The 24,589-nt window shown below is 69.2% G+C and carries 23 protein-coding genes and 1 tRNA gene; 12 read left to right on the top strand and 12 right to left on the bottom strand.

What is annotated here, in order from left to right; translation table 11 throughout:
• The first annotated feature begins 9 nt into the window (after positions 1 to 9).
• The 4 genes from NJ1_RS02380 to NJ1_RS02365 all read left to right on the top strand — a co-directional run bounded on the left by NJ1_RS02380 (position 10) and on the right by NJ1_RS02365 (position 3,086).
• Positions 10 to 561, top strand: a complete 552-nt coding sequence (locus NJ1_RS02380; protein WP_067686660.1) for a hypothetical protein — start codon at positions 10 to 12, stop codon at positions 559 to 561.
• Between the two features lie 282 nt (positions 562 to 843).
• Positions 844 to 1,338 carry a copper chaperone PCu(A)C gene (locus tag NJ1_RS02375; protein ID WP_067686943.1) on the top strand — a complete coding sequence of 165 codons (495 nt, stop codon included), beginning with the start codon at positions 844 to 846 and terminating at the stop codon, positions 1,336 to 1,338.
• Positions 1,331 to 2,530, top strand: a complete 1,200-nt coding sequence (locus NJ1_RS02370; protein WP_067686658.1) for a Dyp-type peroxidase — start codon at positions 1,331 to 1,333, stop codon at positions 2,528 to 2,530. Before NJ1_RS02375 ends, NJ1_RS02370 begins: the two co-directional genes overlap by 8 nt.
• A 220-nt stretch (positions 2,531 to 2,750) precedes the next feature.
• Positions 2,751 to 3,086: a YnfA family protein gene (locus NJ1_RS02365; RefSeq protein ID WP_067686656.1), complete on the top strand. Its 336-nt coding sequence runs from the start codon at positions 2,751 to 2,753 to the stop codon at positions 3,084 to 3,086.
• 171 nt (positions 3,087 to 3,257) lie between these two features.
• Here the strand turns inward: NJ1_RS02365 and NJ1_RS02360 are convergent, their stop codons facing one another.
• A complete protein-coding gene (locus NJ1_RS02360; protein ID WP_067686655.1) occupies positions 3,258 to 3,608 on the bottom strand; it encodes a hypothetical protein in 351 nt (116 codons plus the stop codon).
• A gap of 210 nt (positions 3,609 to 3,818) precedes the next feature.
• On the opposite strand from NJ1_RS02360, the gene NJ1_RS02355 reads away from it, so the two are divergent.
• Entirely contained in the window at positions 3,819 to 4,808 is a 990-nt protein-coding gene (locus NJ1_RS02355; RefSeq protein ID WP_067686653.1) for a glycosyltransferase family 9 protein, read from the top strand.
• Here the strand turns inward: NJ1_RS02355 and NJ1_RS02350 are convergent.
• Positions 4,790 to 5,128 (bottom strand): ArsR/SmtB family transcription factor, encoded by a 339-nt coding sequence (locus tag NJ1_RS02350; protein ID WP_067686650.1) that lies wholly within the window; start codon positions 5,126 to 5,128, stop codon positions 4,790 to 4,792. The genes NJ1_RS02355 and NJ1_RS02350 overlap by 19 nt on opposite strands.
• Before the next feature lie 183 nt (positions 5,129 to 5,311).
• On the opposite strand from NJ1_RS02350, the gene NJ1_RS02345 reads away from it, so the two are divergent.
• Positions 5,312 to 6,001: a M23 family metallopeptidase gene (locus NJ1_RS02345; protein WP_084477648.1), complete on the top strand. Its 690-nt coding sequence runs from the start codon at positions 5,312 to 5,314 to the stop codon at positions 5,999 to 6,001.
• A 259-nt stretch (positions 6,002 to 6,260) separates the two neighbouring features.
• Positions 6,261 to 6,599, top strand: a complete 339-nt coding sequence (locus NJ1_RS38680) for a hypothetical protein (protein ID WP_157573693.1) — start codon at positions 6,261 to 6,263, stop codon at positions 6,597 to 6,599.
• A 217-nt stretch (positions 6,600 to 6,816) separates the two neighbouring features.
• Here NJ1_RS38680 and NJ1_RS02335 read toward each other — a convergent pair whose 3' ends face one another.
• The 4 genes from NJ1_RS02335 to NJ1_RS02320 form a co-directional block, all read right to left on the bottom strand.
• Positions 6,817 to 7,047, bottom strand: coding sequence for a hypothetical protein (locus tag NJ1_RS02335; protein WP_067686644.1), 231 nt, complete (start codon positions 7,045 to 7,047; stop codon positions 6,817 to 6,819).
• Positions 7,048 to 7,116: 69 nt separating this feature from the next.
• Entirely contained in the window at positions 7,117 to 7,446 is a 330-nt protein-coding gene (locus tag NJ1_RS02330; protein ID WP_067686641.1) for a plasmid stabilization protein, read from the bottom strand.
• A 102-nt stretch (positions 7,447 to 7,548) separates the two neighbouring features.
• Positions 7,549 to 7,863, bottom strand: coding sequence for a hypothetical protein (locus NJ1_RS02325; RefSeq protein ID WP_245717176.1), 315 nt, complete (start codon positions 7,861 to 7,863; stop codon positions 7,549 to 7,551).
• A gap of 42 nt (positions 7,864 to 7,905) precedes the next feature.
• Positions 7,906 to 8,160, bottom strand: coding sequence for a hypothetical protein (locus NJ1_RS02320; RefSeq protein ID WP_067686637.1), 255 nt, complete (start codon positions 8,158 to 8,160; stop codon positions 7,906 to 7,908).
• Between the two features lie 119 nt (positions 8,161 to 8,279).
• Here NJ1_RS02320 and NJ1_RS02315 point away from each other — a divergent pair, with 119 nt between their 5' ends.
• Complete coding sequence (locus tag NJ1_RS02315) at positions 8,280 to 8,540, top strand: hypothetical protein (RefSeq protein ID WP_218025113.1); 261 nt, start codon at positions 8,280 to 8,282, stop codon at positions 8,538 to 8,540.
• Between the two features lie 12 nt (positions 8,541 to 8,552).
• Complete coding sequence (locus tag NJ1_RS02310; protein ID WP_067686631.1) at positions 8,553 to 10,073, top strand: catalase; 1,521 nt, start codon at positions 8,553 to 8,555, stop codon at positions 10,071 to 10,073.
• Positions 10,074 to 10,166: 93 nt separating this feature from the next.
• On the opposite strand, the gene NJ1_RS02305 is transcribed toward NJ1_RS02310, so the two are convergent.
• Positions 10,167 to 10,604 carry an aldehyde dehydrogenase family protein gene (locus NJ1_RS02305; RefSeq protein WP_157573692.1) on the bottom strand — a complete coding sequence of 146 codons (438 nt, stop codon included), beginning with the start codon at positions 10,602 to 10,604 and terminating at the stop codon, positions 10,167 to 10,169.
• 298 nt (positions 10,605 to 10,902) lie between these two features.
• Positions 10,903 to 10,978 (bottom strand) — tRNA-Arg (locus NJ1_RS02300).
• A gap of 318 nt (positions 10,979 to 11,296) precedes the next feature.
• Here NJ1_RS02300 and NJ1_RS02295 point away from each other — a divergent pair.
• Genes NJ1_RS02295 through NJ1_RS02285 form a run of 3 tightly spaced genes read left to right on the top strand, consistent with a single transcriptional unit; the run spans position 11,297 to position 20,573 of the window.
• Complete coding sequence (locus NJ1_RS02295) at positions 11,297 to 17,743, top strand: type I polyketide synthase (protein WP_084477675.1); 6,447 nt, start codon at positions 11,297 to 11,299, stop codon at positions 17,741 to 17,743.
• Positions 17,740 to 19,188: an MFS transporter gene (locus NJ1_RS02290; protein WP_067686627.1), complete on the top strand. Its 1,449-nt coding sequence runs from the start codon at positions 17,740 to 17,742 to the stop codon at positions 19,186 to 19,188. The genes NJ1_RS02295 and NJ1_RS02290 overlap by 4 nt, the downstream gene beginning before the upstream one ends.
• On the top strand, positions 19,170 to 20,573 hold the full coding sequence (locus NJ1_RS02285) for a condensation domain-containing protein (RefSeq protein ID WP_067686625.1): 1,404 nt from the start codon (positions 19,170 to 19,172) through the stop codon (positions 20,571 to 20,573). The genes NJ1_RS02290 and NJ1_RS02285 overlap by 19 nt, the downstream gene beginning before the upstream one ends.
• A gap of 7 nt (positions 20,574 to 20,580) precedes the next feature.
• Here NJ1_RS02285 and NJ1_RS02280 read toward each other — a convergent pair whose 3' ends face one another.
• From NJ1_RS02280 to NJ1_RS02265, 4 genes are all read right to left on the bottom strand, one after another.
• Positions 20,581 to 20,940, bottom strand: coding sequence for a hypothetical protein (locus NJ1_RS02280; RefSeq protein ID WP_067686622.1), 360 nt, complete (start codon positions 20,938 to 20,940; stop codon positions 20,581 to 20,583).
• A gap of 239 nt (positions 20,941 to 21,179) precedes the next feature.
• Complete coding sequence (locus tag NJ1_RS02275; RefSeq protein ID WP_067686619.1) at positions 21,180 to 22,697, bottom strand: FAD-dependent oxidoreductase; 1,518 nt, start codon at positions 22,695 to 22,697, stop codon at positions 21,180 to 21,182.
• Between the two features lie 69 nt (positions 22,698 to 22,766).
• A complete protein-coding gene (locus NJ1_RS02270) occupies positions 22,767 to 23,222 on the bottom strand; it encodes a flavin reductase family protein (protein WP_084477674.1) in 456 nt (151 codons plus the stop codon).
• A gap of 192 nt (positions 23,223 to 23,414) precedes the next feature.
• Complete coding sequence (locus tag NJ1_RS02265) at positions 23,415 to 24,572, bottom strand: FAD-dependent monooxygenase (protein WP_067686614.1); 1,158 nt, start codon at positions 24,570 to 24,572, stop codon at positions 23,415 to 23,417.
• Positions 24,573 to 24,589 lie beyond the last annotated feature (17 nt).

The following is a 24,589-nucleotide window of genomic DNA, read 5'->3' as shown; positions in this document are numbered from 1 at the left end:
CATTACCCGGTGCGCTCACCGACGGATCACACCGCGCCCCTGCGCGGGGCCGCCGTCGGTGCGGCGTCCGGAGCGGTAGCGGTCTTCGCGCACGCGGCCGGTGGCGGAACCGCGTTTCCCAGCGGTACGGCATTGGCGCTGTTGGTCGCCGCGTGCGCGATGGTCGGGGTACCGGCCGCCTCCTTCCGGACACGTCACGGTCTGAGCTGGATGATGGGCCTGCTGGCCGTCGGTCAGACCATCGGACATCTCGCGCTCTCGATCGCGCCCGGGCACCACCATCCCGTCGCGGGCTCGGGCATGCTGGCGGCGCATCTGGTCGCGATACCGGTGGGCGCGACGGTCATTCGCGCGGCCGAGACCGGAATGCGGCGGGCGATCACGAGCGTGTGCCGATTCGTGCTCGCGTGGGTCGCCCCGATGCCAGCACACGGACCCGCACGGATCGTCACGACCGAGGATCGGATCGCCGTACGGCGACTGCTGGTGAGTTCGGGGATCGGACGGCGCGGGCCACCCGGCCGGGCAGGTCTGCTTCTCACTCACCCCGCTCCGGCGTAGCTGCTCTCGTTCCAGACGCGTTCTTCCCGGTCTCCGCGCGCACCCGTGGTGCGCACCCGACACCGAGGTACGCCGCCGACGGTGTCGTTCGTCGCTCGATCTCGTATCGACGTCTCGAATCGCGCTGTCCGCGTACGGAATCCGCCCTGTTCGATCAGCCGCACGCCGCACCGGGTCCACCCCTGCCTCCCCCGACGATTCGGAGTCTCCGTGTCTCACACCCTCTTCGGCCGCCGTGGTGCGCGCCGCCTCTGCGCTGCCGCCGCCATTGCCGCCCTGACGATGCTGCCTGTCGCCTGTTCCGCCGATTCGAGTTCCGCGACCTCGAACAGCAAGACCTCCAACTCCAAGGCCTCGGACACCGTCACGATGAGCGATCAGTGGATCAAGGCCGCCGACAGCGGCATGTCCGCCACGTTCGGCACCCTGCAGAATTCCGGTGATCAGCCGGTCCAGCTGGTCGCCGCCACCAGCCCGGCCTCGGCGACGGTCGAGATCCACGAGGTTGTGTCCGACACCCCCGGCGGCGACAAGACCATGCGCCCCAAGGCAGGTGGTCTGACCATCCCCGCACACGGGAAGGCCACGCTCGCCCCCGGCGCCGATCACCTGATGTTCATCGATCTGAAGCAGCCGCTGCGCACCGGCGCGTCCACACCCCTGACCCTGACCTTCTCGGACGGATCGACCATCACCGTCACCGCACAGGTGCGCGATTTCGCGGGCGGTAAAGAGAAGTACGAGCCCGCGCCCGAGAACTCCGCGCACGGTGGCTGATCGCACGCAACCGCACTCCCGGCTCTCGCGCCGCCGACTGCTCGGCGGCGGCGCGGCGGTGGCCGGAATCGGCTGGGGTGCGGCCACTCTCACCTCGCACGAGCAGAACCGGAGCGATCCGGGCCTGGATACGACGCCGTTCCACGGAACTCATCAGGCCGGGATCGACACCGAACCGCAGGAGTACGCCACGTTCGTCGGCTTCGATCTGAAGCCCGGAACGGACCGCGAGGACATCATCGGCATCCTCGGCATCTGGACCGACGACGCGGCGCGGCTCACCCAGGGGGAGCCCGCCCTCGCCGACACCGAACCGGAATTGGCCCGGCGGCCCGCTGGTCTGACCATCACCGTCGGATTCGGGCCGGGGCTGTTCACCGCCGCCGGGCTGCCGGACAAACGGCCGTCGTGGCTGCACGCGCTGCCCGCCTTCCCCATCGATCAGCTCGATCCCGCCTATACCGGCGCGGATCTACTGCTGCAGATCGGTGCGCGGGAGGCGACCACGGTGGCGCACGCGGTGCGGGTGCTGTCCAAGGACGTGCGATCGCTGGTGTCGGTGCGCTGGGTGCAGCGCGGGTTTCGCAACGCCTCCAAGGGCCGGACCATGCGCAATCTCATGGGCCAGGTCGACGGCACCGTCAATATCGCCCCGCACACGGTCGATTTCGATCAGCTCGTCTGGGACGACGGGGCCGCGCAACCGTGGCTCGCGGGTGGTACGTCAATGGTGTTGCGGCGCATCGCCATGAGACTCGACGCCTGGGACGAGATCGATGCCGAAGCCCGCGCGATCACCCTGGGCCGTCGCGACTCGGACGGCGCGCCCCTGGGCGGCACCGCGGAATTCGACGAACCCGATTTCCAGGCCGTCGACCAGTACGGCATCCCGGTCATCCCACCCTCCTCCCATATCGCGCGGGCGCACCACCGGCACGACGGTGAACGCTTCCTGCGCCGCGGCTACAACTACGACGACCCACCGGCTCCCGGCCAGATCTCCGATTCCGGTCTGTTGTTCGTGGCCTGCCAACGCGATATCGACACCCAATTCCTGCCCGTACAGCAACGATTGGCGGAATTCGACGCTCTCAACATCTGGACCACCCCGATCGGCTCGGCCGTCTTCGTCATCCCCCCGGGCGTGCCCGGCCCGGGCGGCTACCTCGGCCGGCAACTCTTCGAGAGCTGATCACAGAAAGGAGTAAGCAGCCACGAGGCGGCGCCGGCGATCGCGTAGCGCGCCGGCCCGCCCGAGGCCGCACGCCGATCGCATCCGGGCATCGAGGATCGCGGCCCGATGCGACAACGCCGTGACCACCCCTGCACGCGAGGTGCGCGGGCGAGCACCGGCCTCCGGACGGACGCGTGCACCCCGGGGTCGCAGCGGTGGCCCCTTAAGGTTCGATTCCATGACCGTGCTCCGATCCATCGTGTTGTTCGCACTGGCCGCTGTCGCCGAGATCGGTGGCGCGTGGCTGATCTGGCAGGGCGTCCGGGAGCATCGCGGCTGGGGGTGGATGGGGGCCGGGGTGATCGCGCTGGGGGTGTACGGGTTCGTGGCCACGCTGCAACCCGATGCCGACTTCGGCAGGATCCTGGCCGCCTACGGCGGGGTGTTCGTGGCCGGGTCGCTCGCATGGGGAATGGCGATGGACGGGTTCCGGCCGGATCGGTGGGACGTGATCGGGGCGGCGGTGTGCCTCGTCGGAGTCACCATGATCATGTACATGCCGCGCTCGAGCTGAACCGCCGGTCCCAGAGACGCGGCCGCTACCCCACGAAACCGCCTGCGGCCACACCACATTCATGCATCCCCTGCACACTCGCACCCCAGGCCCGGCCGACGAGAAACGGTCACCGCACGGACTGTGCGATGACCGTTCGGCCGGGCGGGAGTGGGCTCGGTTCGACTCGGCTCAGTGCCAGAGTGCCGCGACGAAGACATTGAGGATGGCGAGTCCACCCGCGGCGTGCGTCATCCACGGGAGCGCCTTGCCGCGCTTGGCATCCGCGCGACCCATTTCGGCGAACGCCGCGACCAGCACCGCGATCACCAGTTTGGTGATGATCTTGGGCATGTTCGGGTCCTTGCCGAGCGAATCGATCGACTCGGCCATGCCGACCAGCACGACGCCGGTGACGAGCTGCGCGCGAGCGCCCCACACCATGAGTTCCGATACGCGCGGCTGCGAGGCGACGTAGCCGCCGACCACCGCCGCCATACCGAGCAGGTGGGTCACGACGACAAGGTTGTAGACGAACGTCATGGGGCACACGGTAGTTGATCGGCCCGCGTCAACGACAGCCAGTAGTACTCATTTGCTCCGTCGATCCGTCATACTCCCGACCTTTCGGACATTCGCCCGACGGGGTTTCGCACGCCTACGAGCCGGGTAATCCGCTCCCAGTGGTTCCCCCGCGTGGCTGTGCGGCGGGCCCTCCCGGCAGGACACGTGTTATCGGCTAGGAGAACTCAGGTGGCGGTTGTACTCGTGCTGCGGGCACGCGGACTGGGTGATCTGCTCACCGCTGTCCCCGCGCTGCGCGCCCTGCGACGAGCCCGGCCCGCCGATCACATCGTGCTGGCCGCGCCCCCTCGGCTCAAACCCATCGTGGACCTGATCGCCTCGGTCGACGAGATGCTGCCCGTCCTCGCGCCGATCGGAATGCGATGGGACGGTGAGACTCCCGCACTGGCGGTCAACCTGGACGGTGAAAGCGCCGAGAGCCTCACACAATTGACCAAGACCTGCCCCGCGCGCATCCTCACCTATCGCAATGCGGCGTTCCCGGAATTGCCCGGCCCACGGTGGCAGCCCGATATGCACGAGGTCGACCGCTGGTGCCATCTGCTGGACTCCGAGGGCATCGCGGCCGATCGCCGCAATCTCGGCCTGGTGCCGCCGGTGTCCACCACCAGCCATCGCGATTGCGTGGTCGTGCACATCGGCGCGGGCGCACCCGCGCGGCGCTGGCCGGCGGACCGGTTCGCCGCGGTCGTACGGCATCTGCTGGTGCAGGGCCGCGAGGTCGTGCTGACCGGCGATGAAACCGAGCGCGAACTGGCGCTGGGCGTCGCCGCCCGCGCGGGACTCTCACCGGCGCGAGTCCTCGCGGGTCAGCAGAACCTGATCGAACTGGCCGCCACGGTCGCCGAGGCCGCACTGGTGGTGTGCGGGGATACCGGCGTGGCGCATCTGGCCACCGCGTTCGGCACCCGCACGGTGTTGCTGTTCGGTCCGACGCCGCCCAGCCGCAGCGGGCCGCCGCCACACCTGCTGGGTCGGCACGCGGTGCTGTGGGCGGGCACGGTCGGGGACGCGTCGGCGAACACCCCCGATCCGGGACTGCTGAAGATCGCGGTGCCCGAGGTGATCAACGCGGTCGACAAGCAGCTGCGCAAGCGGCCGTGGCCCGGCACCGGCGTGGATCGCCGCTCACCGCAGGCCTATCGCCGCGTCGGTTGATCGGGCAGATCCGCGCGTGCGGTGGACAGTGCCGCGGAGTACGCGGCGATCGCACTGGGCCAGAACTGCTCGAGATAGTCGCGGGCATCGGCCAGCCCCCGCGGATCCAGGGAGTAGAGGCGGCGGTTCCCCTCGGGCCGCATCATCACCAGATGGGCCTCGCGTAGGACCTTGAGGTGCTGGGAGACCGCGGAACTGGTCACGCCGATGGTCGCTGCGAGTTCGCTGACCGAACGCGGCCCCTGCGGCAGCGCTTCGAAGACCGCGCGGCGGGTGGGGTCGGCGAGCGCACTCAGCACATTCACTCCGTTAGTCGCCACTTACGTAGTGTGGCGCAGAGGTGACAAGTCGGTCAATACACCCGCAGTGGTCATTGGCCAACGTCATCCGAGAATTACCCTCGTGTCGTTATCGAGTTGTAATCCGCCAACTGGGCTTTTGTACCGCTGTGACGGTCGCAACAGGGTTTCGGAACCCACTGGGGCCTGACGTACGTTCGATGCATGCCCGTAACCGTTCCGTTATCTCGCCACCTCAAGGCCGGCCGGTACCGAACGGCCGCAACGCGTGCCGTGGCCGTTACCGCCGTTGTCAGCGCCTCCCTGGGGGTGCTCGCAGCAGCCGATCAGCATGCCGCGGGCGACGCCACCGCCGGCACTCCCGAGGTCATCGCCGCCGCGACCCACGAGGCCGCGTTCACCGCGTTCACGCCCCCCGAAGCGCAGATGCCGCAGAACGTCCCGCCCGAGGTCGTGGACTTCCTGCACAACCTCGGTATCGAGCAGGCCCGGCCCAAGACCGTGCGCCCCGTCGCCGGCCCGCTGACCTCGGGCTTCGGCGCCCGCTGGGGCGAGATGCACGCCGGCATCGATTTCGGCGACGGTATGGGCACTCCGATTCGCGCCGTCACCGACGGTACCGTCCTCGAGGCCGGTCCCGCCTCGGGCTTCGGCCTGTGGGTCCGCATCCAGCAGGACGACGGCACCATCGGGGTCTACGGCCACATGCAGGACATCCTGGTCCAGGCGGGCCAGCAGGTCCGCGCCGGCGACGAGATCGCCACCGTGGGCAGCCGCGGCTACTCCACCGGACCGCACCTGCACTACGAGGTGCACACCTCCCCCGGCGTCAAGATCGATCCCCTGCCCTGGCTGAACGCTCGCGGCATGGACGTAGGCATTCCCGTCGACTGATTCCTTCCCACCCACCCTCGATGTCCGGTAGTCGATGAGGGACTACCGAAACACGCTGGCGCACAACAGCCTCGGCCGCATTCCGGCCGGGGCTGTCGGCATTCCGGCCGACGGGTCGCACCGCAGCCGCCGCGCAGAAGCACTCGGAACACAGAAGCCCTCAGAACTGGGGGCATCGAGCGACTCGGTGAATGCGCGGGTGACCGGTTACGGTGAGCGATCCAAGGTCCGCCGACGGCAGTGGCGGACCAGGTTATCGATGCGCTACCCCGAGGGAAACATGATCAAGTACTTCTCCGCCGCCGCGCTGATCGCGACGGCCACCGCCACCCTGCTGGTCGCCCCAGCCACCACGGCCCAGGCCCAGTCCCCCACCTGCTCCACGGCCATCGATCTGATCAACGCCGCCGTCGATTCGAGCGGCGACAGCTTCGACCTGGCCACTCAGCAGGCCCTGGCCGACCGCCTGCACGGCCTCGCCGCGGTGTCCTCGGGTGAGGAACAGCGCGTCATCGCCGCCTACGCCGACGCCCTGATCGACGACAACGTCACCTACCTGACCCCGTTCACCGACGACCTCAACCGCGTCTGCGCCTGATATCCGCGGCGCACTGCGCCTGATATCCGCTGCGCACAGCGCCTGATATCCGCTGCGCACAGCGCCGATCGGACCGCACCGCAGTCCGCAGCCCCCTGTCACCGATCCGGTGGCAGGGGGCTGCGGGCGTTCACAGGTCTCGCGCTCGTTCACATGTCGGGGGTCGTTCACATGTCGGGGGTCGTTCACAGGTCGAGTCGGTCGGCACCGAGCTGGTTCACCCGAGCAGGCGCTGGCGGGCGAGGCGTTCGCTCAATTCGGGAAGCGCTCCGGCGGGCGCGCTGTCGAGGTCCTGCACACACTGGCGGACAACCGCGGCGACCACGGTGCGCTCGAGCTTGCCACCGAATTCGAGGTAGAGACGATCGACGGTCGACTCGACGGAGCACTCGGTCCAGGTCGAATCCGCGAGTGATCCGGTGACAGCGGGGTCCAGCGTGGTTGTCATCACGAACCGCAGATACCCACTCCGGAGGGAATATCACCGCCGAAGCGAATATTTACGACATTCTCGTCGTCAGTCCTTGCCGAGCGCCTTCGCCAACTGCGCCTTCGTCATGGTGGAGCGGCCTTTGACGTTGCGCTGGCGGGCCTCGTTGTAAAGCTGGTCTCTGGTAAGACCTTTGGGCCCGTTGGTGCCCGAGCGCTGTCCACCGCGCTGCTGCGGGGACTTGCCCTGCAGAGAGGTGCGGCTGGCGGTCTCGGTCTGGCCGGCGCGGGCGCGGTTCTTGTTGACCGTGCGGGCCCCGATCTCCGCGGCGCGCTCGGTGCTCGCGCCGCGCTCCTTCGCCGAATCCTTGATGTGCCGATACTGGCGTTCCTGTTCGGCTGTCCATTCCTTGGGCATGGCACCCTCCTGTTCCGGAGTTCGAGCGGTGATATCGGGCGCCTTACCCGGCCCCGGACGCACGAAACCCGTGCGGCTGCTGCCACACGGGTTTCGCGAGACCTACTTCTTCGGAACCAGGATGCCGGTCAGGTCGGCGTTCTTGATCGGAGTGTCCGGATTCGCCTGCGCACCGCACATGAGCGAGATGGCGCCGATCGAGGCGTCCACGGTGTCCGCGCTCGGTGTCGGGGTGACCTCCGTGTCCTTCTCCAGATACTTGCGGACGGTGACCCGCTGCTTGTCACGATCCTGCGCGGTGAACTCGCTGCAGGGGGTGTCCCCGCCCTTGTTCACCACTTCCTCCGCCTTGTCGCAACCGACGAGAATCACGGTGGAGCACAGGGCCGCCATCAGGACGGGAATTCGTTTACGCACGACAACTCCTCGGGGTGTGAGGCCTGGGACTGCTCGGGTCGTTTACGGGCTGGGCTGCGGCACGTCCACGTTGCAATCGTCGATCTTCGGGTTCACTCCGGCGTAGTTCAGCGGGCCGGCCAGGATGGTGATCGCGATGGTGCTCGCACCCGCGCAGTTGGTGGGCGCGTCGTCGAAGTAGTGCCGTTGACCCGCGGCGACCGCGCCGATGATCAGCCATAGCAGCACCAGCGCCATGAGCACGCCGCCGAATCGGGTTCCGCCTCCGCGCACCCTGCGTTCTCCATAGGTTGCCATTGCGCTTGCCTCCGTGTGTCGATTCTGCGTCACAGGCGAGCGGCCCGTGACCCATTCACCGCCATACCCGGGGATGGCCCGGACAAACCGGGCAACGATTGTGTACCGGTCTTCCGGGTATGCGGCCCACAGCAGGCAAGATCGTCCAGCAGAGTGGAAAACCCATGATCCTCGAGCCCGGAACGTCCGCCACGCAACCCGAACCCGGTTCGCCGGTGCCCATTCCCGATCCCAACAGACCGACCCCCGCGCCCGATCCGGTGGTTCCGCCCCCGGTCCCGGACCCGGGTACGCCGCTCCCGCAACCGGGCCCGGCCGATCCGATCCCCCCGATCCCCGCGCCCGATCCGGATCAGCCGCCCCCGCCCCTGGTCGTGTGAAAGGAAGTCGAGATGTCCGATCGAAATTTCACCACCGACGACGCCGGAATTCCGGTTACCAGCGACGAGCATTCGCTCACCGTCGGCCCCGACGGGCCGATCCTGCTGCACGACGCCTATCTGATCGAGAAGATGGCGGCGTTCAATCGTGAGCGCGTGCCCGAGCGCCAGCCACATGCCAAGGGCGGCGGTGCGTTCGGCACCTTCGAGGTGACCCACGATGTGAGCGCCTACACCATGGCCGAGGTGTTCCAGCCCGGGAAGAAGACCGAGATGCTGGCCCGGTTCTCCACCGTCGCCGGTGAGCGCGGCAGCCCGGACACCTGGCGTGATCCGCGCGGTTTCGCCCTGAAATTCTATACCGGGCAAGGGAATTTCGATCTGGTCGGCAACAACACCCCGGTGTTCTTCGTGCGCGATCCGATGAAGTTCCAGGACTTCATCCGCTCGCAGAAACGCCGCGCGGACAACAATCTGCGCGATCACGATATGCAGTGGGACTTCTGGACGCTGTCCCCCGAATCGGCGCACCAGGTGACCTGGCTGATGGGCGATCGGGGTATCCCCCGCAGCTGGCGGCACATGAACGGGTACTCGAGCCACACCTACCTCTGGTACAACGCGTCGGGCGAAAAGTATTGGGTCAAATACCATTTCAAGACCGACCAGGGCATCGAGTACTTCACCCAGGACGAGGGCGATCAGATGGCCTCGATGGACACCGACTACCACACCCGGGATCTGTGGGAGCACATCGAGGGCGGCGACCATCCCAGCTGGACGCTGCACATGCAGATCATGCCGTTCCAAGATGCCAAGACCTACCGCTTCAATCCCTTCGATCTGACCAAGGTGTGGCCGCACGCGGACTATCCGCTGATCGAGGTGGGCCGAATGACGTTGAACCGCAACCCGGCCGATTATCACACCGAGATCGAGCAGGCCGCGTTCGCACCCAGCAGCGCGGTGCCCGGCACCGGGCCGAGCCCGGACAAGATGCTGCTGGGGCGCTGGTTCTCCTATCCGGACGCACATCGAGCCCGGATCGGCGTGAACTACTCGGAGCTGCCGGTCAATACGCCCCGCGCCACGACGGTGCGCTCCTATTCCAAGGACGGGGCCATGCGCCATCACAACCCCGGCGATCCGGTCTACGTCCCCAATTCCAAGGGCGGTCCGCACGCGGACGCCACGTCGGCGGGTCCAGTACTGGGCTGGCACACCGACGGTGAAATGGTCCGCACCGCATACACGTTGCGGTCCGAGGACGACGATTGGGGGCAGGCCGGGACCATGGTGCGCGACGTGCTCGACGATGCCGCGCGCGATCGGCTGGTGGACAATATCGTCGGGCATCTGCTCAACGGCGTCTCCGAGCCGGTGCTCGCGCGAGCCTTCGACTACTGGCACAACGTCGACAAGGATCTGGGCGACCGGGTCGCGGCGGGCGTCGCGCAGAAGCAGGGACAGAGCGATCCCAAGGCCGCGGAGCAATCCAACAAGGCCCGGTCCTCCGCACGCCACAAGGCCTGAGCATCCCCTCGGAATCCGGGTGTCCTTGCGGGACACCCGGATTCCGGGGAGATCCGGACCGGATCAGCTCCCACGGAGATATCCGGAGCGGTCTCAGCTACAGGTTCCCGCGCCCGCGTCCCGGGCGCCGGAGATCACCGCCTGACGCTGCTCCTCGGTCAGCACCGACCAGTCCGCGGACCCGGGGAATTCGGCGATGGCGTCCTCGACCGCACGATCGACGGCCGCCTGCCCCGATTCCTCGCGCATCGCATCGAGCCGATCCTTCAGATCCGCACAGCTCTTGCTCCGCAGTTTCTCCGGCGAGATGGCCGAGGGAACGGAGACGGATCGCGAATTCTGCGGGGGCAACAGAACTTCGGGGCTGTCGGTACCGCTCACCGCGGTCGAGGGCGTGGTGGTGGCGGAGAACACCCCGGGCGAGGTGTCACATCCCGACACCGCGAACGCCAGCGCACACGCACACACACCGCCGAGCACGCGCACGCGCCGACCGCGTCCCCGCGCGGGCGCGGCAGACTTGTCACTCATGGATGGCCTCTCCTGATGCCACCTGCGACCAGCGGAACATCGCGTCGTCGAGGTGACCGTCACCGTTGACGGCCCGCCTGCTCACAGGGTTTCGCGCACGTCTGCCCGGCCGCGTCCGGACCGGATAGACACTGGACATCATTCGCATACCCCCGGAGGGCACGGTGAATCACCGTCACACCGATGCCTCGACGTGCGCCCACGGTCCGCGCGGCGAGAGTCGAACGCCCACCGCGCCGGTGACGAGGCCGCGGCGGGCTGCCGTTCGGGCCTCGCGCGCAGGAACTCTCGCGCGTCGTGGAGCCCACGAGAGGATTCGAACCTCCACCTGCCTGAGTCGAATTCAGGCGCTCTGTCCGTTGAGCTACGTAGGCGGCGTTCCACCACGGTAGCCGCACGCCCGACGATACACCACCGAATATTTGCGTGCGGAAGTTGTTGTGTGAGCACATGTTTCATTGTTTCGCCGATCGAGCGCGGTAATTGGTGCGAGTCACAGAGCGGCCGGGTCCGGGTTTGTGCAACACCCTGATCTTCCCTCTCCGAGTGGACGAAACCCGTTGTGGCACACGTACTATCACCGCATCCTGCATCGGCGCAGCAAGAGGATCACCGTGTGTGTCACCGGGCGAGGAGTCCTGTCCCGGGCGCCGAGGGGACGGGATTTCGCGCTGCCCGAGTTCGGAGGAACCGTGTCGGATATAGCGATCGTCGGTATCGGCTGCCGTTATGCCGGCGGCATCGACTCACCGGAGAGTTTCTGGGAGTTCGTGGTCGCCAAGAAGGACGCGGTCGTGGAGATCCCGGCCACTCGATGGGACCATCGGCGCTGGTACGACCCGGATCGCCGCACCCCGGGCCGCAGCTACACCAAACGTGCCGCCTTCCTGACCGGCGATCCGTGGGAATTCGATCCGGACTTCTTCGGCATCTCGCGACGCGAGGCCACCGGCCTGGACCCCCAGCAGCGGCTGCTGCTCGAGGTGACCTGGGAGGCCCTGGACGACGCGGGGATCGCCGCGCGCGCATCGGGTTCCGCGGTGGGGGTGTACGTCGGCGGATTCGTGGTGGATCAGTCGGTCGTCGGCGTGGTCGGCCCGGCGCTCGCGCATGTGGACATGCACACCGCCGCGAGTGCCTCCTACACCATGCTCTCGAATCGAATCGCGTACGCGCTCAACCTGACCGGACCCGCACTCACCGTGGACACGGCGTGCTCTTCCTCGCTGGTGGCGCTGGATCTGGCGTGCCAGTCCCTCGATCGCGGCGACTGCTCGGTGGCGCTGGCGGGCGGGGTGAACGTGATGCTGCAACCCGAGACGTTCGTCATGATGTGCAAGGGCGGGTTCCTGGCCGCGGACGGGCGCTGCAAATCCTTCGACGCGGACGGTGACGGGTACGGCCGCGGTGAGGGCGGCGGCATGGTCGTGCTCAAGAAGCTCGACGACGCGGTGCGCGACGGGGACCGCGTCTACGCGGTGATCAAGGCGACCGGCACCAATCAGGACGGCCGCACCACCGCCATCACCGTCCCGAACGGCGATTCACAGGAGTCCCTGGCCCGCACCGTCTGCGCCCGTGCGGGTATCGACCCCGCGACGGTCACCTACGTGGAGGCGCACGGCACCGGCACCCCGGTGGGCGACCCCATCGAACTGCGCGCCCTGGGCCGGGTGTACGGCGCCGAGAGCGGCCGCCCCGATCCGCTGGGCGTCGGTTCGCTCAAGGCCACCCTCGGGCACACCGAGGCCGCGTCCGGGGTGGCCGGGGTGATCAAGTCCGCGCTGGCGCTGGCGCACCGCACCATCGCACCGCAGGGCTGGTTCGGCACTCCGCATCCGGGCATCCCGTTCGCCGAACTGGGCCTGCGCGTCCAGCTGGAACCCGAACCGGTGGGTCTGGACGTCGAGCGAATGACCATCGCGGTCAACGGATTCGGCTACGGCGGCACGAACGCGCACGCCATCCTGCAGGAGTATCCCGATCCCGTACCCGCCCCGCCCGCCGTCCCGCGCCACTTCGGCGTGCTGCCCGTCTCGGGCCGCAGCCCGGGTGCGGTGCGCGAGCTGGCGGGCCGGGTCGCGGATCTGATCACCGCCGGGGCCGATCCCGCACACCTGGCCGAGGCGGCGTGGACCCGAATGGCCCAGCACCCGTTCCGCGGCGGCGTGCTGCTGGGCGAGGACACCGTGGATGAACTGCGCCGCTACGCCGCCGGAGAGGGCCGCGACGCGGTGCGCACCGTCGCGCGCCGCACCGCCGAACCGGTCTTCGTCTTCTCCGGCATGGGACCGCAGTGGTGGGGCATGGCCCGCGAACTGCTGGGCGCGGACGGGGCCTTCGCCCGCACCGCGCGCGGTATCGACGAGGTGTTCTCCGCGCTGGCGGGCTGGTCGATCATCGAGGAACTGCTGCGCCCCGAGGACGAGTCGCGGGTGACCCGCACCGAGATCGCACAGCCGGCGAACTTCCTGCTCCAGGCCGCGCTGGCGAGCGAGCTGGCCGAGTTCGGCATCGAGCCCGCCGCGATCGTGGGCCACAGTGTCGGTGAGGTCGCGGCCGCCTACGTCTCGGGCATGCTCTCGCTCGAGGACGCCGTGCGGGTGGTCTACCACCGCGCCCGGCTCCAGGGGACCACCGCCGGATCGGGCGGCATGCTCGCGGCGGGACTGAGCCTCGAACAGGCCCGCGAGCTGATCGGCCAGGACCGAGGCGTGGATATCGCCGCGATCAACGGCCCGAGCTCGCTCACCCTCGCCGGGGACGAGGAACGGCTCGACGAGATCGCCGAAAAGCTCACCGACGACGGCATTTTCGCGCGCCGACTGCACGTCGAGGTCCCCTACCACAGCCGTCTGATGGAGCCGATCCTCGACGAGTTGCGCGCCGCGCTGGCCGATCTGACCCCGCACGCGCCGAGCATTCCGCTCTACTCCACCGTCACCGGCGCGGCCGTCACCGCGGCGGACTGGAATGCCGACTACTGGTGCGACAATGTGCGCCGCCCGGTGCGGTTCGCGGACGCGATCAGCGCCCTGATCACCGCCGGCAGCCAGGTTTTCCTGGAGATCGGCCCGCATCCGGTACTCTCGGGCAATATCCGCGAATTACTCTTGGGCGCAGGCGATTCCGGTGTCACGATCTCGACTCTCGACCGCAAGCAACCCGATTCGGTGAGCCTGCGCCGCACCCTGCTGAACCTGCACGGCGCGGGCGTGCTGGACACCGCCGCGCTCTTCGCCGATCGCCCGGCCACACCGCACATCCCGCTGCCCCGCTATCCGTGGCAGCGGACCCGATTGCATTCCGCGCTACCGCTTTTCGAGCAGATGCGACTCGGCACGCCCGGCGGCTACGCCATGCTCGGGGATCCCGACCTCGAGGGCCGGCCCGGTTGGCTCCTGCAGATCGGTTCGGAACTGCTGCCGTGGCTCGAGGATCACGTGGTGGCCGGGGCCAGGATTCTGCCCGGCGCGGCCTATCTGGACGCGGCGCTCAGCGCCGCCGCCTCGCGCACCGGTGGTGGCCGCGCGGCGCTCGAACAGGTGCGATTCGTGGCCCCGCTGATCATGAGCGGTCCGGACGTGCCGCTGCTCGAGACCAGCGTCGAGGACGCGAGCGGGCGCTTCCTGATCCGCTCGCGCAGCGCCACCGGCTCGGTGTGGACCATGAACGCGACCGGCCGACTGCTCACCGGCGCCTACGAGAGTTCGAAAGTCGCACTCCCGCAGCTCGATTCGGAGGTGGAGTTCGATCCGGCACTGTTCTATTCGGCGCTGGCCGCCCGCGGGCTGCAGTACGGCCCGGCCTTCCGCCGGGTGATCTCGGTGCGCGCGGACGCCGATACGGTCGTGGCCGAGGTGGACGGCCGCACACCGCCGGAATCGGGGCACCTGGCGCATCCGGCGGTCGTGGACGCCGCCATGCAGACCGTGGCGCTGCTGTTCGCCGACGCCGCGCTCGGTGCGGGCGCGATGGTCCCGGTCGGGGTGGAGGCGGTGCGCCTGCTGGGCCCACTGCCGGAGGCGATCACCGTGATCGCCCGCCGCCACCCGGCGATCGGACTGTGCGCCGATGTGGACCTGCTCGACGCCGATCAGAACCTGTGCATGCAGCTCGTCGGGGTGCGGGTCGGCGCGCTCAATCCCGGTGCTAGCCCGCTGCACCGGATGGCCGATTTCTACTACGGCGAGACCATGCAGCAGCGCGAGCCGATCGATCCGGCCACGCTGCCCGCCGCGCCGGCCACCGCGACCGTGGTCGTGGCTCTGGACCCGAGCGAGCGCGCCGAACAGCTCGCCGCCGGGCTCGCGGGCTCACGCCACCACCTCGTGGATCCGTCGGACGAGGAGCTCGAGGAATCGCTCATCGCGACCCTGCACGCCGCCCTGGGCCCGGACGTCGAGCATGTGCACGTCTGCGTGGTGGCCGGGTCCGGGCACGACGACCTGCGGCAGGTGTGGACCCTCAAACGCGTCGCGGTCGCCATCGAGCGATTCGCCTCCGCCGTCGACCGCAGCGACGCGCTCGCCGGCGGTGAGGGCCCGTGCCACGCCACCCTGGTGACCCAGCGCGCGTTCACCCTGCCCGAGAGCCCGATCACCCCGGACTTCGCCCACGCCGCACTGGCCGGTGCGCGGCGGGTACTGCTGAACGAGCAGTTGCGCCTGCGCTGGCGGCTGATCGACATCGACCCCGGGACCGCGCTCGCGGACCTGCTCACCGAACTCGCCGTGCCCGGAGCGTTCTCGCACGACAATTCCGACGAGGTGCTGCTGCGCGAGGGGCAACGCTGGGCCCCGGTGGTGACCACCCCGCTGCAGGAGCGGATCGACACCCTGGACACCGCTGTGCCCCTTGCCGATCCGGCCGCCAACTTCGCCTTGGAGGTGCCGCGCTCGCGGCTGCTGTCCGCGCTGGCGTGGCGCGGCACCGGTCGCGCGGATCCCGGCCCCGGCGAGGTCGAGGTCCGGATGCGGGTCATCGGGATCAACTACAAGGACCCGCTCAAAGTGATGGGCATCCTGGGCGAGAAGGAGCTCGCCGGAACGTTTTTCGGCACGGCACCCGGAATGGAGGGCGTCGGGGTCGTGGAGCGGATCGGAGCGCAGGTGACCGGGCTGAAGGTCGGCGATCAGGTCGCCGTGGCCGCGCGGGACATGATGCGCCGGTTCCTGATCGTGCCCGAGCAGCTCGCGATCGCGCTGCCCGAGGGTTTCGAGCCCGGAGTGTGCACCAGCACCACCGCGTTCGGCACCGCCGAGTACGCCCTGCACGATCTCTCGCGCCTGCAGCCCGGGGAGACGGTCCTGATCCACGGCGCGGCCGGTGGTGTCGGGCAGGCCGCCATCCAGGTCGCGAAGCTGCTGGGCGCCAGGATCATCGGCACCGCGAGCACCGACGAGCGGCGCGCGCACATCCTGGAACTCGGTGCGGACCACGCCCTGGATTCGCGGTCCCTGAACTTCGCCGACGAGGTGCTGGCGCTGACCGGCGGCGCGGGCGCGGAGGTGGTGCTCAGTTCCGCACCGGGTGAGATCCTGCGCCAGAACTTCAAGGCCGTGGCCGAATTCGGCCGCATCATCGAGGTCGGCAAGGCCGACATCTACACCGGCGGCCTGCTGGAGCTGTCCAATTTCGACAAGAACCTCACCTACTTCTCCATCGACCTGGACCGCATGTGCGCGGTGCGGCCGCTCCAACTCGCGGAGCTGCTGCGTCGCGTCTACGACAAGATGGAGGCCGGAATCTACCGGCCGCTGCCCTTCGACACCTTCGGCACCCACGAGGTGGCCAAGGCCTTCGAGGAGGTCATCCGCTCGACCCGCACACCCCGGGTCGCGCTCGCCATGGACGAGGCCGCACCGCCGGTGCGCCCGTGGCTGCCCGAGGTCGACATCCGTTCCGGCGGAACCTATCTCATCACCGGCGGCTTCGGCGGCTTCGGCCTGGCGACCGGGCGCTGGCTGTTGAGCAAGGGCGCCCGGCGACTCGTGCTGGTCGGGCGCGGCGGCGCGAGCACCCCGGCCGCACGCCAGCAGATCGCGGCCTGGCGCGCGGGCGGCGCGCAGATCGTGGAGGAACGCGCCGACGTCACCGACTTCGAGGCGGTCGCGGCCCTGGTGGCGCGCGCCCACACCGCGGACGCACCGCTGCTCGGGGTGTTCCACACCGCGGGCGCGGTCTCGGACAACCGGATCGCGGATATGGACCTGGATCAGGTGCGCGCGGTGTACGAGCCCAAGGTGCACGGCGCGCGCATCCTGCACCGGGCCGTGACCGAGGCCGAGATCGCACTGGACGCGTTCGTCCTGTACTCCTCGGGCGGATCCATGTTCGGCATCTTCGGCCAGTACAACTACTGCGCGGCCAATGTGGCCGTGGAGGCCCTGGCCGAACAGTGGGTCCGCGAGGGCGTGCCCGCCCTCTGCGTCGGCTGGGGTCACATGTCCGGGGCGACCGGCGGAATGGCCTCGGAGGAGAAGGTCTCCAAATACCTCGAGCTGGTCGGCTTCGCGCCGATCGACATGGCCGACGGCACCGCGTATCTGGAGCAGACCATGCGTCTGGGCGCCACGCGGGCCGCGATCATTCCCACCGATTGGTCCAAGCTGACCGCGGCCTTCCCGCAGATGGCCCGCACCGGGCGGTTGTCGGCGCTGGTGGCGACCTCGGTGCAGGACAATTCGGAGCTGGCCCGGTTGAAGTCCGAACTGGCGGCACTGGAGGAGGCCAAGCGCGGCCCCGCCGTGGCCCGGATGCTCGCCGATCAGCTGGCGGTGGTGATGGGCGTGCAGCCCGAATCGATCAGCCTCACCGTCCCGGTTCCCGAACTGGGCCTGGATTCGCTGATGGCCGTGGAATTCGGTGCGCGAGTGGGCAAACAGCTCGGCATCGAACTCATGTCGCTGCAGATGGGCCGATCCTTCAGCCTCGAGCAGGCCGGGCCGAAGGTGGCCGAACTGATCCTGGCCGCGGGCGGACCACCGGCGGAGACCCCGTTCCCCGCCGCACCTCCCGCACCCGACACACCGTCGATTCCTGATGTGGCGGAAGGCAATTCACAGGCGGAGGGCAATTCACAGCCGGAAACCCTCGTACCCGAGGACATCGAGCGATTCGCCGAGGCCCGGTCGTGACCGATGTCGAGGCCCGCCCACCCGAGCGGCGGGCCGGGGGCGAACTCACCGCCTGGCTGGCCTTCGCGGGCTGCCTGGTCGCGGTGTTCATGCAGATGATCGACGTGACGATCGTGAACACCGCGCTGCCGGACATCACCACCGATCTGGCCGCCTCCTCGGGGGCACAGCTGCTGGTGGTCACGGCCTACTCGCTGGCGTTCGCGTGCACGCTGCTCACCGCGGCCCGGCTCGGCGAACTGTTCGGGCGGCGCGTGATGTTCCTGGGCTCGGTGCTCGCGTTCACCGCCGCCTCGGTGTGGTGCGGAATGTCTTCCAGCGCAGCCGAACTCGTCACGGCCCGGGTGGCGCAGGGCATCGCCGGGGCGGGGATGGCGGCACAGACCATCGCCATCCTGACCGTCACCTTCCCGCGCAGCCGCCACCCGCAGGTGTTCGCACTGTACGGCGCGGTCGCCGGGTTCGCGGGCATGCTCGGCCCGATTCTCGGCGGCGCGCTGGTCACCGCCGATCCGTGGGGCCTGGGCTGGCACGCGGTGTTCCTGATGAACCTGCCGCTCGGGATCATCGCCTTCGGCTTGGCTCTGCGGTTCCTGCGACTGGGTCGTCCCGCACACCGCGATCGACTCGATCTCGGCGGCGCGGCCCTGTCCACGGTGAGCCTTTTCGCGCTGCTGTACGGACTGGTGCAGGTGCAGCAGAACGGCTGGCAGCCCGGCTCTTTCGCCATCCTGGGTATGGCGCTGGTGTGGGCGGCGGTGTTCGTGTTCCATCAGCGCGGCAGCGCCCGCCACGGCGGTAGCCCGCTGGTGCGGTTCGACCTGTTCGCCGATCGCGCGTTCGCTGTCGGCGCGGTGCTGGTGACCGTGTTCTTCGGCCTGTTCACCGCGTTCGTGTTCGGGGTGTCCATCACCCTGCAGGAGGAGCTGGGGTTCTCGCCCTGGCTCACCGGCGTGCTGATGACCCCGTTCGCGCTGGGCGCGGGGGTGGGCGCGCTGGCCTCGCCGATCCTGGTGCAGCGGTGGGGTTCCCGGGGGCCGGCGGTCGGCATCGCCGCGTTCGGCGGCTGTGTGGCGATCGGGGCGGGCTATCTGTTCCTCACCGACGGTGTGGTCTCGGTTCCGCTGTCGCTGGTGCCGGTGTTCGTCTCCGGGCTGGGCGTGGGGATGTTCGGGGTGCAGTTGCAGCCGCTCATGCTGGCCGGACTCGATCAGCGCCAGCTCGATGCCGCGTCCGGTCTGCTGCCCACCATCGAGCAGATCGGCAACGGGATCGGTCTCGCGGTGCTGAGCGCGGCGTTCTTCCGGGTGCACACGCTCGGCAGCAGTATCACCCTGTTCGCGGCCATCGCGGTGGTCGCGGTCCTGATGGGCGCGCTGACCCTCGCGCTGCCCCGGCCCGCGCTGCGACGAATCGAGGAGTCCCCGTGGTCAGTTTCGGATTGATCGACGAGTGGGAGCCCACACCGGGCCGGCTCGTCAGCTGGGTCGCCACCGCCGACTCGGTGGCCCGCGCGGCGCGCGCTCCGGTGCATCCCGCGCCGCCCTCGCATCAGCAGGAGCAGTACCTGCGGGCCGCGGATCGTCATGCCGCCACGGACTTCCGCTATTCGGGATTGTGCCTGGTGACCGCCGAGGTGCCCGAACTCCTGGACCGGGACGCGATGACCCGGGCGATCAACGCGTTCCTGCTGCGGCACGACACCTTTCGGACCTGGTTCGAGATCGCGGCGGGCGGCGCGGTGGTGCGGCATCTGCTGCCGCCCGACGCGGTGGAGTTCCTGCCGGTGGAGCACGGCGAGATCGACAATGCCGAGGCCATTCGCGAGCACGTGCAGAAGACCACACCCGATCCGTTCCAATGGGATTGCTTCACCTTCGGCGCGATCGAGCACCAGGAGTCGACCACCCTGTATCTGGCGGTGGATCATCTGCACACGGACGGTGTCGCACAGTATCTTTCGTGCTTCGACCTGGCGACGCTGTACCTGCGCGAGATGTGGGACGGCGCGGTGAGTCCGGTGCGGCCCGCGAGCTATCTCGACTACTGCGTCCGTGAACGCGAGCACTCCGATCGGCTCACCCTCGCCTCCCCCGGCGTGCGCCGCTGGCTCGAGTTGGTGCGCGGGCACGACGGCGAACTACCTTGCTTCCCTTTGGATCTGGGCAAACGCCACGGTGGCTATCACCGCAGCGCCCATCGCACGGTGCCGCTGTTCGACGAGGCCGGGGCGCTCGCGTTCGAACAGGCCTGCCGCGCGGCCGGGGCGGAGTTCACCGGCGGCATCTTCGCCGTCGCGGCCCTGACCGAGCGCGAGCTCACCGGCAGCGACTACTACTTCGGCATGACCCCGATCAGCACCCGGGGCTCGGTCGCGGAACTGGCCTCGGTCGGCTGGTACGTGAATCTGGTGCCGGTGAGCTTCCCGATCACCGCCACCGCCTCGTTCGAGCGCGTCGTGACGCGCGCGCAGCGCGCGTACGAGAGCGGTCTGACGCTGATCTCCACCTCGTTCCATCGCGTGCTGGAACTGGCGGCGGGCGACGACGGCATCGCGGTGCGCCCGGGCTGGGTGACGCCGATGATCTCCTACGTGGACGCACGCGATTTCGAGGGTCACGAGTTCTTCGATGTCGCGCGCGGCGGCGTGTACGCGAACCGGGCCGCCAGCGAGGAGGTGCTGATGTGGATCAACCGGATGCCCTCGGGCACCTCGTTGAGCGTGATCTATCCCGATACGCCCGTGGCCCACGAGTCGGTGGATCGCTATGTCACGGCGATGAAGTCGGTGTTCGGTCAGGTCGCCGCGACCAGGGCCGCACAGGTGTGAGAGTGACCTAATCCAACCATCGTCGCGCGGCGTCGGCGGTGTCGTCGGGACCGGAGTTGAACGCGATCGCCGCTGCCGGAGCGTGCCGGCGGACCAGGTTGACCACCGTCTCGAACAAGCCGAGCAGCGGCTCGTACGTGCGGATCCCGCCCCCGATCACCACGCACGCGTACTCCTGCTCACGCAGCGCGCGCACGATCATGCCCTCGGGATCGTCGTCGAGGTCGACCAGGCACAGCCGCGCCTCGATCCCGTACTCCTCGAACCGCGCCTGGCCCCGGGCCACCGCCGCGATCACCGGCTCCGGATCCCACCCCGAGATCAGTGCGGGATCCACCCCGATCACCAGCACTCGTCCCCGCGGCATGCGCGCTCCCTTCCGCGTCGGTCCGGCACCGGATCTCCACCCGGCGCGTACCCCGCTGGTCCGTGTCGCACCGATGCTGCCACAGTCGCGGCGGCGAACCAGCGGTTCGGCCGGGCCACGCAGGATTCGCGTGGGCCGGTAAGGCCGGGATCTCACCGGCCGGACGGTCGGACCAGCGCCACTGCCGACCGGTGCCTTGCCGAGGCCCGGTACTTCGGCGGGTTACTGCCGTGTCACTCCTACCGCCGGTGCCCCGGCTCGATCGGGGGCGATACCTGTGCCAAGCCGGTGCCGGCCGGGCCTTCGAGCAGGGTGCCGTCGGCGGCGAAGCGGGAGCCGTGCAGGGGGCAGTCCCACGTTTTCTCGGCGGCGTTCCAGCGCACGATGCCGCGCAGGTGCGGGCACACGGCCGAGACCGCGGTGGTGGTGCCGTCGACGGTGCAGGTCGCGGTGGGTTGCAGGAAGCGGCGATCGAGGCGGCCGGTGCCCTCCGGAGGTAGCGAGCCGTCGTCACCGGCGCGCGCGGCGCGGAGCCAGCCGGTGGACAGTTCGAGCGCGACCTCGGCGCCGGTCTTGGCCGCGGCGGGCAGCGCCTTGATCTCGTTCGCTCGCCAACTGGACAGGGGGACAGCCCAATCCGGGGTCTTGCCGGTGATGCGGCCCGCCAGCGCGTGGGCGGCGGCGACGGCATTGGTCATACCCCATTTGGCGTATCCGGTGCCCAGCAGGATGTCCTCGCGTCCCGGCAGCATCGGACCGACATAGGGCAGCTCTCCGATCGGCACGTAGTCCTGCGCCGACCAGGTCGCGATCGGTTCGGCGTCCGGGAACCACCGGCGCGTCCAGCCGATCAGGTCCGAGACCAGCTCGTCGGTGTGGCCCTTGCGGCCCACCGCGTGATTGTTCCCGCCGACCAGCAGTAGATCGCCGCCCGGATCCGGGACCCGGCGCAGCGACCGGGTGGGCCCGCCCGCGCTGATGTACATGCCGTGCGGGATCGGTTCGCCGGTGCGATACGCGGTGAGATAGGACCGCTCGGGGCGCAGCCGCGCGAAGAAGCCGCCACGATCGAGAATCGGGGTGCCGGTGGCCAGCACGACGGTGCCCGCGCGCACCGGACCCCGATCGGTGTCGAGCAGATGGTCGCCGTCGTCGGTGGAACGCACACCCCGCACCGCGCTGGATTCGTGAATCTGCACGGCATTGGATTCGATGTCCGCGGCCAGCATCGACAGCAGCGCCATCGGATTCACCTGGGCCTGATCGCGGAGCCGGACCGCCCCGAAGGACGGGAACGGCGTGTCGACCTCGTCGAGCCGCTGCACCGGCAGGCCCGCCTCGCGCAGCACATCGTATTCGGCGCGAACGGCTTTCGACTCCCGGGCGGTCTGGGCATAGGTGAACGCGTCCGCGTGCTGATACGCCACGCCGCGGGCCTCGCAGTAGTCCACGAGCCAGCTCTGCGCGGCGCGATTGGCCTCGAGGTACGCCTCCAGCGTCGCACGTGAGTGCCCCCGCCGAATTCGCTGGCCCCGAATGCCTTGCAGCACACTGATCTTCGCCGTGCTGGCACCGGTGGTTCCCTCGCCTATTCGCTTGGCCTCCAGGACCGCGACGTGTTTCCCGTGCTCGGCCAGCAGCAACGCGGTGACCAGTCCGGTCAACCCGGCGCCGACCACGACCACGTCGTACCGCAGATCCGGCATCACCGGAAGCCGCGCGGGAGTCGGGACATCGATCAGCCACACAGGTGTCATGGTGTCGCTATAGCCGCGGTCAGCGCCGCGAAACGCGGTACGGGCCGTATCACCGGCGCCACAGCGGGATCAGTTCGTCTCGACCGGGTCGGCGGGCTGCCCCGGTGGCAGGTTCGCGACGGAGTGAAAGCGCAGGCTGGGACCGTCGCCGGGCGTTTCGGCCGCCGTGGGTGACAGCAGGTATCCGACATGATCACCGAAGTCGATGCGCTGCAGAATCTTCCCGGTGAGCCAGGCGCTCGCCGCCGCGAGGATGGGCAGCCGGTGCGGGCCCGGCCGCCATTCGCAGTGCTCGAACTTGTCGATCTCGGCCCCGGTCTCGGCCCCGAACAGCTGAGCCAGCGCCAGACCGTCCTCCCCCAGCAGGTGCACCGCGAGGTGGGTGGCGCGCTCGGCGACCTCGTAGGTGTAATTGTTCTTCGACAGGCAGACCAGGAAACGCCGCGGTTCGATACCGACCTGCGCGCCGAACCCGACCAGGCAGCCCGCGCGGACGCCGCCCGCGAGGGTGGTGACCACCCACATCGGCGCATCGCCCTGCGCGACCAGCCGGTCGAAGGATCGATGAATGCTGTTGTCCACGCGTCGCACAGGCCCCTCCAGCAGCTGGATCCGGCGGTCGTCAGAGTTGCCCGCTCAGCGTACCTATCGGTCTGTAGCTTGGCTGCGCGCCCCGGCTCACGAGACCGGGCATCGTGTGGCTTCCCGTGCCGGGGCTCAGGACTCCACGAACTGTTCGACCGGCAGATCGAATCGCATCGGCGCGAGATTCTGCTTGCGCAGCACCGACATCGGGGCGACGCGGATCACGGCATCGCGCAGCCGGACCACCGCCGGGTTCTGGATCTGCTCGAGCGTGGAGAGCTTGCGCGATTGCGCGACCAGCATGCGGGTGCGATCGCGACGCGCGTTCTCGTACCCGCGCAGGGCGCTGAGCGGATCCGGGTCCGAGGCGAGATGGTGCGCCAGCACGTAGGCGTCCTCGACCGAGGAGGATCCGCCCTGGCTGAGGCTGGTGAGCATCGGGTGCGCGGCATCGCCCAGCAGCGTCACCGGCCCGTCGCCCCAGACCTCCAGGAACGGGCGGTCCTGCGCCGGAACGGTGTGGATCGCCGCGTCCGGGGTGCGGTCGATGACCTCGGTGACCTCCGGCGCCCATCCGGCGAAAACCGTTGCGATGGCGTCTTTTCCGCCGTTCCAGGTCCGCGCCTGCTCGACGGGCAGGTTCTTGGTGCCCCACCAGTAGACCCGGCCGCCGCCGATGTCGATGAGGCCGAATCGCACGCCCCGGCCCCAGTAGTGATTGGCGTGTCCGGCGGGCAGCCGGGGATCGGAGAAGGGCACGGTGGCCAGCCAGCACACGTATCCGTGCTCGGTGACCGGCGCCGCGCCGGCCACCTGGGCGCGCACCTGCGAGCCGATGCCGTCGGCGCCGATCAGGACGTCGCCGTGCGCCGAGGTGCCGTCCTCGAACAGCGCCGTGACACCGTCGCCGGTCCGGGTGTAGCCGCTCAACCGCGCTCCGAGACGGATCGGGGTGTCCCCGGCCGCCGCCCGCAGGGTCGCGATCAGGTCGGTGCGGTGAATATTGACGATGGGCGAACCCAATTCGGCGGTGATCGCCCCGATCGGCAACTCGCGCAGCTGTTTTCCGGCCGTGGTCCGAATGCTGAAGTACTCCAGCGGGCTGCCCGCGCTCAGATCGACGCCGAGCGCGTCGAGCACCTTGGTGGCGTTGGAGGCCAAGCCGAGCCCGGTGCCGCTGTCGCGCCACTGCGGCCCGGCCTCGTACACCTCGACCTCGATGCCCCGGCGGCGCAGCGCCACGGCGGTGGTCAGACCACCGATCCCGGCGCCGATGACGATTGCTTTCACGATGGGAACGTCCTTGT

Origin of the sequence: Nocardia jejuensis NBRC 103114, from assembly GCF_001613145.1 — a bacterium.
GTDB classification, from domain to species: Bacteria; Actinomycetota; Actinomycetes; order Mycobacteriales; family Mycobacteriaceae; genus Nocardia; species Nocardia jejuensis.
This window is presented reverse-complemented; position numbering and strand designations above follow the sequence as displayed.

Coding starts and splice junctions, on each gene's coding strand:
- NJ1_RS02320 (WP_067686637.1), bottom strand. CDS start 8,160: ATGGCAACCTATGGAGAACGCAGGGTGCGCGGAGGCGGAACCCGATTC.
- NJ1_RS02375 (WP_067686943.1), top strand. CDS start 844: ATGCTGCCTGTCGCCTGTTCCGCCGATTCGAGTTCCGCGACCTCGAAC.
- NJ1_RS02365 (WP_067686656.1), top strand. CDS start 2,751: ATGACCGTGCTCCGATCCATCGTGTTGTTCGCACTGGCCGCTGTCGCC.
- NJ1_RS38680 (WP_157573693.1), top strand. CDS start 6,261: ATGCGCTACCCCGAGGGAAACATGATCAAGTACTTCTCCGCCGCCGCG.
- NJ1_RS02275 (WP_067686619.1), bottom strand. CDS start 22,697: ATGACACCTGTGTGGCTGATCGATGTCCCGACTCCCGCGCGGCTTCCG.
- NJ1_RS02280 (WP_067686622.1), bottom strand. CDS start 20,940: ATGCCGCGGGGACGAGTGCTGGTGATCGGGGTGGATCCCGCACTGATC.
- NJ1_RS02360 (WP_067686655.1), bottom strand. CDS start 3,608: ATGACGTTCGTCTACAACCTTGTCGTCGTGACCCACCTGCTCGGTATG.
- NJ1_RS02305 (WP_157573692.1), bottom strand. CDS start 10,604: ATGAGTGACAAGTCTGCCGCGCCCGCGCGGGGACGCGGTCGGCGCGTG.
- NJ1_RS02315 (WP_218025113.1), top strand. CDS start 8,280: ATGCGGCCCACAGCAGGCAAGATCGTCCAGCAGAGTGGAAAACCCATG.
- NJ1_RS02335 (WP_067686644.1), bottom strand. CDS start 7,047: ATGACAACCACGCTGGACCCCGCTGTCACCGGATCACTCGCGGATTCG.
- NJ1_RS02330 (WP_067686641.1), bottom strand. CDS start 7,446: ATGCCCAAGGAATGGACAGCCGAACAGGAACGCCAGTATCGGCACATC.
- NJ1_RS02310 (WP_067686631.1), top strand. CDS start 8,553: ATGTCCGATCGAAATTTCACCACCGACGACGCCGGAATTCCGGTTACC.
- NJ1_RS02345 (WP_084477648.1), top strand. CDS start 5,312: ATGCCCGTAACCGTTCCGTTATCTCGCCACCTCAAGGCCGGCCGGTAC.
- NJ1_RS02270 (WP_084477674.1), bottom strand. CDS start 23,222: ATGTGGGTGGTCACCACCCTCGCGGGCGGCGTCCGCGCGGGCTGCCTG.